Source organism: Inquilinus sp. YAF38, from assembly GCF_052113205.1.
GTDB lineage: Bacteria > Pseudomonadota > Alphaproteobacteria > DSM-16000 > Inquilinaceae > Inquilinus.
Genome location: NZ_JBFRCU010000158.1, coordinates 1 through 8178, shown reverse-complemented (window position 1 = coordinate 8178; position 8178 = coordinate 1). Strand labels below are relative to the sequence as shown.

Below are 8178 nucleotides of genomic sequence, written 5' to 3'. Positions count from 1 at the left end.
GCAGAGGCGCCGCCGCCCCCGCCGGCCCCGCCCGAGCCGCCGCCGGCGGTGACGGTGCAGGGCGTGATCCTGGCCGGCGACCAGGGCATGGCGCTGCTGCGCCGCGACGACACCGGCGAGATCATGACCGCCCGGCCGGGCGACGACCTGTCCGGCTGGCATGTCGACCGGATCGACCCCGGATCGGTCACCCTGACCGGCCCGGACGGTTCGATCGAGCTGCCGCTGTTCCCGCCCGCGCCGCCCTGATGCGCCGGCCGGCCCGTCTCACGCCGCTGCTGGCGGCGCTGCTGGTGCTGTGCCTGGCACCGGGGCTGCGCGCCCAGGAACTGGGCGCCCAGGAACTTGGCGAAGGCTGGATCATGCCGTCCGACGAGACCCCCGGCAGCCTGATCCCGAGCCGCCCGGACGCACCGGCCGCGGGCGAGCCGGTTCCCACCGTCCAGCCCTCCATCCGCGGCCGCGCCGGCCCGGCGCAGATCCGCCGCCTGATCGTCAGCCGGCTGCGACTGGCTGACGCCCGACAACGGCCGCAGGTGCTGCGCCAGGCTCGCTGCCTGGCCTATGCGGTGTATTTCGAGGCCCAGGGCGAGACCCGGCTGGGCCAGCTGGCGGTGGCGCAGGTGGTGCTGAACCGGCTGCGTGTCCCGGCCTATCCCAAGACCATCTGCCGCGTGATCGCCGACCATGGCCAGTTCCCCTGGACCACCGGCGACCTGACCATCCGCGACGCCGCCCGGTTCCGCATCGCCTGGTCGGTGGCGCTGCACATGATGGCCGGCATCTTCACCGACCCGACCCGGGGCGCCACCCATTTCTACGCCCCGGCCCGGGTCGGCGCCCCGGCCTGGGCCATGCCCGAGGCCTATCTCGTCACCATCGGCGGCCACCGCTTCTTCCGGCCCTGAGCCGCGGGAAGGCCTTTTCAGCTCCTCCAACCCGTCATCCCCGCGAAAGCGGGGATCTCGTCACGCCTGGACCGGAAAGAGATTCCCGCTTTCGCGGGAATGACGAGAAGGGGAAGGCTCCGAAAGGGTCTCGCGGGCGTACGGGAGCGGTTTGGCAAGATCTGCCCGATCCCTGTCATCCGCGCCAATGGCCCCGCCCGTCCGGCTTGGGCACAGTGTGCCCACGCCCTACGGAGACCGACCATGAGCAACGCCGTCACCGCCATCCCCGCCGCCCCCGCCGCCGAGGTGCTGGCCCATTTCCGCGCCCGGCTGGCCTTCGAGACCGACTGCTCCGACGTGCATGAGGCCCTGGCCACCGGCGCCCCCGGCTTCGTGCTGGCCGAGGCGCGCGGACCGAAGGCCTATGCCGCCGGCCATATCTCCGGCGCGATCAACCTGCCGCACCGGACCATCACCGCCGAGCGCATGGCCGAATGGCCGCAGGAGACGCTGTTCGTGGTCTATTGCGCCGGGCCGCACTGCAACGGCGCCGACCGCGCCGCGATCCGGCTGGCCGAGCTGGGCCGGCCGGTGAAGATCATGATCGGCGGTCTGACCGGCTGGCTRGACGAGGGGTTCACGCTGGAACCGGCCTGACCGCCTGGGGTGCGGGCCCGGCCCTTGGAACCGCCGGCCCCACCCTGTATGGTCGGGCCGACACTGCCGCGCCCGAGGCCCGATGAAGACGCTGCCAGAATTCCCCAACCTCTTCATCCTCGACCACCCGCTGATCCAGCACAAGCTGTCGCACATGCGCGACAAGGGGCGGTCGACCAATGGATTCCGCCGGCTGCTGCGCGAGATCTCGCTGCTGATGGGCTATGAGATCACCCGCGACCTGCCGATGACCACCGAGCGGATCGAGACGCCGCTGGAGCCGATGGACGCTCCGGTGCTGCTGGGCAAGAAAGTGGCGCTGGTGTCGATCCTGCGCGCCGGGCTGGGCATGACCGAGGGGCTGATCGAGCTGATCCCCTCCGCCCGCCAGGGCCATATCGGCCTGTACCGCGACCACGACACCAAGATGCCGGTCGAATACCTGGTGAAGCTGCCGGAGGCGCAGGGCCGCATCTTCATCGCGGTCGACCCGATGCTGGCCACCGGCAACTCCGCTGTCCACGCGGTCGACGTGCTGAACCGGCACGGCGTGCCGGACGAGCTGATCCGCTTCATGGCGCTGGTGGCGGTGCCGGAGGGCGTGCGCACGCTGCACGCCAAGCACCCCGACGTGCGCATCTACACCGCGGCGCTGGACCGCGGCCTCGACCACAACGCCTATATCCTCCCAGGCCTCGGCGACGCCGGGGACCGCATGTTCGGCACGAAGTGACCCCCATGACCGACCAGCCCAAGCAGCTCCTGCACCTCGTCCTCGGCGGCGACCTCAAGGACACCCAGAGCGTCGAATTCGCCGACCTGTCGAAGGTCGACATCGTCGGCCTGTTCCCGAGCTATGCCGAGGCCTATGCCGCCTGGCGGGCCAAGGCGGCGGCGACCGTGGACGACGCCCAGAAGCGCTATTTCGTGGTGCATCTGCACCGGCTGCTGGATCCATCGACCGACGCCAGCCGCAAAGGCTGAGGCCAGGTCTTAGGCAGCAGCGGCGGCGCTGGCCTGCAGCTGATCGCGCACCGCCTGCAGCGCCCGCTGCAGCGCGCCGGCCGTCTCCGCCGTCAGGCCGGAGGCGCAGCCGATGCCCTCGAACACCGTCGCCACCTCGGCCTGCATCGCCCGGCCGGCCGGGGTCAGGTGGATGTGCACCACCCGCTCGTCGTCGCGGCTGCGGCGGCGCTCGACCAGACCTGCCGATTCGAGGCGCTTCAGCAGCGGCGTCAGCGTGCCGGAATCGAGGAACAGCTGGTCGCCGATCGCCTTCACGGCGAGGCCGTCCCGCTCCCACAGCACCAGCATCGCCAGATACTGCGGATAGGTCAGGCCGATCCGGTCCAGCAGCGGCTTGTACACGCGGTTGAAAGCGTGCGCCGTGGAATAGACGGCAAAGCACAGCTGGTCGGACAGGCGGTATGGGGCTTCCAGGGTGTCGGGCATCGCGGGATCTCCCCGGCTGGGGGACGGTGACAGGGCAATCCGACTGGATATTCCAAGCAATTGAATTGCGCACCATTCAATTTCGCATGGCCACCCTCCCGCGCATTGCATAGCGAGCAATTCAATTGTGCGCTATTTAGTTTCTCGCAAGCGGCACCCCGTCGCTCCCCCATCAAGCGAGACCGATGATGAGCATCCTCTATCGCACCAAGGCCACTGCCACCGGCGGCCGCGACGGCCGGGCCACCAGCGAGGACGGCAAGCTGTCCGTCGCCCTGACCACGCCGAAGGAGCTGGGCGGCCAGGGCGGCGACGCCACCAACCCCGAGCAGCTGTTCGCCGCCGGCTACTCCGCCTGCTTCCTGAGCGCGATCAAGTTCGTCGCCGGCCAGGCCAAGGTGAAGGTCGCGCCGGAGAGCACCGTGACCGCCGATGTCGGCGTCGGCCCGCGCGATGACGGCCAGGGTTTCGGCCTGGATGTCGGGCTGACCATCGCCCTGCCGGGGCTGGAGCGCGCCGTCGCCGAGGACTTGGTCGCTCGCGCCCATGTCGTCTGCCCCTATTCGCACGCCACGAGCGGCAGCCTGAACGTCCGCCTGACCGTCGCCTGATCCCCGTGACGGGGCCGGCGATCCGGCCGGCCCCGCCCCCAACGCGCCCGGAGTTTCCCCCATGAGCGTTTCCGTGAAGGCCCTGGCCCTAACGGCCGTCGCCGGCCTGTCGCTCGGCATGGCCCAGGCCGCCGAGGCGGCGCCCGCAGGCGTCAAGAACATCGTCCTGGTGCACGGCGCCTTCGCCGACGGGTCCGGCTGGGCCGGCGTGGTGTCCGCCCTGCAGGCCAAGGGCTATCACGTCACCGCGGTGCAGAACCCGCTGACTTCGCTGGCCGACGACGTCGCCGCCACCAAGCGGGTGCTGGCCCAGCAGGACGGGCCGACGCTGCTGGTCGGCCATTCCTGGGGCGGCGTGGTGATCACCCAGGTCGAGGACCCGAAGGTGGCCGGCCTAGTCTATGTCGCCGCCCTGGCGCCGGATGTCGGCGAATCCGCAGCCGATGTGTTCAAGAACAAGCCGGCGGCGGTCGAAGCCGACGCGATCCAGCCCGGCCCGGACGGCTTCGCCACCATCCCGGCCGACCGCTTCCACAGCGCCTTCGCCGCCGATTCCACCCCGGCGCAGGCGGCGGTGATGGCCGCCACACAGGGCCCGATCTCGGCCGCGGCCTTCGGCGAGAAAGTGACCATCGCGTCCTGGAAAAAGCTTCCATCCTGGTTCCTGGTGTCGACCGCCGACCGGGTGATCAACCCGGATCTGGAGCGCTGGGAGGCCGAGCGCATCGGCGCCCATGTGGTGTCGGTGACCGGCAGCCACACCGCCTTCGTCGCCCACCCCGCGGTAGTCGCCAAGGCGATCGAGGATGCGGCCGGTTCACTCAAGCGCTGACCACGGCTCCGACCCGGAAGCCCGCCCGTGGCATTGCGCCGCGGGCGGGCTTTCCGTTACCAGGAACGGATGACCGTCGCCCTGATTGCCCCGACCCTGGACCGCCTGCCCGGATTTGCCGACGCGCTCCACCGCGGCTGGTCGCCCGACACTGTCCGCAAAGAGGCGGCGGCGCGCGAGCAGCTGGAGCGGATCGCGCAGGACCCGGCCGGCTTCGTCGCCGGTCTGGACGACCCCGAGGCCCGCGGCGGCCCGATCGCGATGCCGGACGGCAGCACCGTGCCGCGGCTGCCCGGCTTCCATCGGTGGCTATGGGATGGGGAATTCTGCGGCAGCTTCAACTTCCGCTGGCAGCCCGGCACGGCCGCCCTGCCGCCGCATGTGCTGGGCCATATCGGCTACAGCGTGGTGCCCTGGAAGCAGGGCCGCGGCTATGCCACGCGCGGCCTGGCGCTGCTGCTGCCGGAGGCGCGGGCGCAGGGCCTGATCCATGTCGAGCTGACCACCGATCCGGACAACCTCGCCTCGCAGCGGGTGATCTTGGCCAATGGCGGCCGGCTGGTCGAACGCTTCCGCAAGGCGGAGGCCTATGGCGGCGCCGAATCGCTGCGCTGGCGCATCGACCTCTGACCCTCCTTTCGGTGAAGGAGCCTTTGCCGTAGACCGGGCGCATCTCGTCCGGCGATTCGGAAAGGAACCGGCATGGCGGTTCGCGGCGACAGACCCTCCTCGATTCTGCCCTCCGCCCTGCTGGTGCGGCCGGTGCTGGGCCTCGCGCTCGGCGCCAGCACGCTGCCGCTGCTGCATGCCGGGGTGCTGCCGGCGATCGGGCCGGCGCTGCAGGTCCAGGCCGGCGCGTTCGGGCTGGTGACGGCCGAGTCGCTGCTGGCGCTGCTGCCCTTCCTCGGCTGGGCCGCCATCGCCCGGCGCGGCGGCGAGCGCCCGGCGATCATCGCCGGCGGCGTGCTGGTGGCCCTGGCGTTGGCCGGGTTCCTGGCCATGCTGCGCCGGCCGCTGGAGCCCGGCGATTCGATCCTGCTGCCCAGCCTGTTGTGGATCGCCGCCGTGGTCGGTGCCGCCGGCCTGGTGGTCGGCAACCACCTGCATCTGATCCGGCTGGGCGGCGGGTCGGGCGGCCGCATCGCCGTGATCGCGGTCGCGGCGGCGACGCTGTTCGGACCGATCCTGGTCAACGCCGTCGCCGTGGTGCTGACGCCGGCCACCGGATCGCTGGCGATCCCGCTCGGCCCCTACCTGTTCTGGGCGGCGATGGCGGCGGCCCTGGCCTTCGTCACCTGGCGCAGCCCGAACGCCGCGACGTCGGCAGCCTCGACCCATGCGTCACCGGCCTCGGTCGCGATGGCGGCGCTGGGGCTGATGCTGCTGCTGGCGCCGATCGTCTGGCTGAACGCCATCCGCCTGCCGCTGCTGGTCCACGCCGCCACCGCGGCCGGCGGGTCGGTGCCCGATTTGATCGGCCAAGTCTCGCTGATCGGCTACCTCGCCGTCGCCGTGGTGCTGCTGGCGGCCGCGCTGCATCCGAGGCTCGGCCTGCCGCTGGCCGGGCCGCTGGCCGCGGCGGTCGTGCTCTGGGCCCTGGCCGGGCTGAGCATCGAGGTCCCGGTGTCGCTGGCCTGGGGCGTCAGCAGTGACCCGGCCTATGCCCTGGCGATGCTGGCCGGCTTCGCTGCGATCCTGGGGCGCGGCGCCGGGCCGCTCCGGGTCGGCATCGGCTGGACCGCGCTGCAGGTGGCGGCAGTGATGGGCAACCGCGGCGGCCAGGTCTGGTGGCAGTTCAACCAGCTGGCGATCAGCGACGGCATGCAGTGGACCGGCATCGCCATGGCGGTCATCGGCGCGCTGGCCCTGGCCGGCATCATCCTGGCCCGCCGAGCCCCATGATCGGGATAGGGGGAAGCCTCGCGGCTCCCCCCTCCCACACCACCGGACATACGGGTCCGTATCCGGCGGTTCGGTGGATTAAGCGGAATGCGGCTTTGCGATGGAGACGAGGCCGAGGGCCTGAAGGGCGGCGATGGGGAAAGCAATGGCGAGGGCGGGGCTGTTGCTGAGCCGCCAGGGGCCGTGTGGGCTGCCGGCGGTTTGCGCCGCCAGATCCCGGCCGACGCCGCGGCGCCGCAGCTCGGCAAAGCGGGTGGTTCCGCGTTTCCATTGCGTCCAGGCGACGGCGCGCAGCCGCCGTCTGGTCCACTGGTCGAGTGCGTGCAACACCGACGGGGTCTGGCAGAAGCCGAAGTAGCCGCGCCACCCGGTCAGGTAGACGGACAACTGCTTGACGATCTGCCCGAGGCTGTCGCCGCGAGTGCGCCGCGTCAGGGCCCGGACTTTCGCCTTGAAGCGGTCGATGGCCTGCGGCGCGATCCGGCGCCGCGGTTCTCTTCCGCCGGTAAAGCTGAAGCCCAGGAACTTGCGGGCGCTCGGTTTGGCGACCGCGCTCTTGGCCCTGTTGACCTTCAGCTTGAGCCGCTTGGCCAGGAACCGCTCGATGCCGGTCATCACCCGCTCGCCCGCTTGCTGGCTGCGCACATAGATGTTGCAGTCATCAGCGTAACGGACGAAGCGATGGCCGCGCTTCTCCAGCTCCCGATCCAGAACGTCCAGCATCAGGTTCGACAACAGCGGCGAGAGCGGACCGCCTTGCGGCGTTCCCTCCTCCGTCGGGCCGACAAGGCCTCCCTCCAGCACGCCCGCGGTCAGAAAGCCGCGGATCAGCTTCAGGAGGCGCTTATCGGCCACCCGCTTGGCCACCAGCCCCATCAGGATGTCGTGGTTGACCCGATCGAAGAACTTCTCCAGATCGAGATCCACCACCACGCCGTAGCCGGACGCAATATAGGTCTGCGCCCGAGCCACCGCCTGATGCGCCGAGCGCCCCGGCCGGAAGCCGAAGCTGGTCTCGGAGAACGTCGGGTCCCAGTCCGCCTGCAGAACCTGCATCACCGCCTGCTGGATGAAGCGGTCGAGCACCGTCGGGATGCCGAGCGGCCTCACGCCACCCGACGCCTTCGGGATCTCCACCCGCCGCACCGGCTGCGGCTTGTAGGTGCCGTCGATCAGCTGGGCCCGGATCGTGGGCCAATGCCGCTTCAGGTGGGCCGGCAGATCGTCGACACCCATGCCGTCGATCCCCGCCGCACCCTTGTTGCGCCGCACTCGTGTCAGCGCCGTCTTCAGGTTCTCTCGGTCAAGGATGGTCTCCATCCCCGGGTCAAGCCCGAGGACCGGTCCCGCGACCGCCGGGCGTTCGAGGCTGGCTCTCGCCGCGCGAGCTTCGGTCGCCTGGGCCGCAAGGCTCGGGGCTTCACCCTCCGCCGAGGGGCCCAAGGTCAGCTTGCTCTGATCTTTCTGCCGCATCGCTCGCTCGAGATCGCCGCTCTACTGGCCTCTTCCACCGTTCGGGCCTTCGGCGGCAACCACCGCCTACTATGCCCTCTGCTGACTTCTGCGCCGTGCTCAGACGGCCTTACGGCCGTCTCAGTCCCGCAGGACACGACGCAGAYCTCCCGAGGTAAGACCGACCGCCTTCACCGCACGCCCGCCGGATCTACCACCCCGGCCTTTGATGGCTATGGACTTCGCGATCATTTGCTCGCTCGTCCGGCCGGGTAGGCCTTCTATCCGGTTCTTGTCCATCGGGCCGCGGCTTTGCTCCACGCTTCCTTCAGACCCCGCCTCGCGGCGACGCCCTTGCGCTTCGCTAACCCTTCACCGCCAT

General features: G+C 70.6%; 11 protein-coding genes. 9 read left to right on the top strand and 2 right to left on the bottom strand.

The window, feature by feature from the left end; genetic code table 11:
* The 5 genes from AB4Z01_RS35335 to AB4Z01_RS35315 all read left to right on the top strand — a co-directional run.
* Positions 1–249: hypothetical protein (locus tag AB4Z01_RS35335; protein ID WP_441701413.1), on the top strand; the 249-nt coding region annotated here is incomplete at its 5' end.
* Positions 249–908, top strand: a complete 660-nt coding sequence (locus tag AB4Z01_RS35330) for a cell wall hydrolase (RefSeq protein WP_441701411.1) — start codon at positions 249–251, stop codon at positions 906–908. The genes AB4Z01_RS35335 and AB4Z01_RS35330, both read left to right, overlap by 1 nt.
* A 243-nt stretch (positions 909–1151) precedes the next feature.
* Positions 1152–1547 carry a rhodanese-like domain-containing protein gene (locus AB4Z01_RS35325; protein WP_441701409.1) on the top strand — a complete coding sequence of 132 codons (396 nt, stop codon included), beginning with the start codon at positions 1152–1154 and terminating at the stop codon, positions 1545–1547.
* 82 nt (positions 1548–1629) lie between these two features.
* Complete coding sequence (gene upp, locus AB4Z01_RS35320; RefSeq protein ID WP_438605791.1) at positions 1630–2280, top strand: uracil phosphoribosyltransferase; 651 nt, start codon at positions 1630–1632, stop codon at positions 2278–2280.
* Between the two features lie 5 nt (positions 2281–2285).
* Entirely contained in the window at positions 2286–2531 is a 246-nt protein-coding gene (locus AB4Z01_RS35315) for a DUF4170 domain-containing protein (protein ID WP_429224749.1), read from the top strand.
* Positions 2532–2540: 9 nt separating this feature from the next.
* Here the strand turns inward: AB4Z01_RS35315 and AB4Z01_RS35310 are convergent, their stop codons facing one another.
* Positions 2541–2999, bottom strand: a complete 459-nt coding sequence (locus tag AB4Z01_RS35310) for a MarR family winged helix-turn-helix transcriptional regulator (RefSeq protein ID WP_441701407.1) — start codon at positions 2997–2999, stop codon at positions 2541–2543.
* Between the two features lie 188 nt (positions 3000–3187).
* Here AB4Z01_RS35310 and AB4Z01_RS35305 point away from each other — a divergent pair, with 188 nt between their 5' ends.
* The 4 genes from AB4Z01_RS35305 (at position 3188) to AB4Z01_RS35290 (ending at position 6344) form a co-directional block, all read left to right on the top strand.
* The gene (locus tag AB4Z01_RS35305) at positions 3188–3610 is read left to right on the top strand and encodes an organic hydroperoxide resistance protein (protein WP_441701405.1); all 423 of its coding nucleotides are present in this window, start codon (positions 3188–3190) and stop codon (positions 3608–3610) included.
* Positions 3611–3671: 61 nt separating this feature from the next.
* Complete coding sequence (locus tag AB4Z01_RS35300) at positions 3672–4442, top strand: alpha/beta fold hydrolase (RefSeq protein WP_441701403.1); 771 nt, start codon at positions 3672–3674, stop codon at positions 4440–4442.
* A gap of 69 nt (positions 4443–4511) precedes the next feature.
* The gene (locus AB4Z01_RS35295; RefSeq protein WP_441701401.1) at positions 4512–5072 is read left to right on the top strand and encodes a GNAT family N-acetyltransferase; all 561 of its coding nucleotides are present in this window, start codon (positions 4512–4514) and stop codon (positions 5070–5072) included.
* A 72-nt stretch (positions 5073–5144) separates the two neighbouring features.
* Positions 5145–6344 carry a hypothetical protein gene (locus tag AB4Z01_RS35290; protein ID WP_441701399.1) on the top strand — a complete coding sequence of 400 codons (1200 nt, stop codon included), beginning with the start codon at positions 5145–5147 and terminating at the stop codon, positions 6342–6344.
* 78 nt (positions 6345–6422) lie between these two features.
* Here the strand turns inward: AB4Z01_RS35290 and ltrA are convergent, their stop codons facing one another.
* A complete protein-coding gene (gene ltrA / locus AB4Z01_RS35285; protein ID WP_441701397.1) occupies positions 6423–7817 on the bottom strand; it encodes a group II intron reverse transcriptase/maturase in 1395 nt (464 codons plus the stop codon).
* Positions 7818–8178 lie beyond the last annotated feature (361 nt).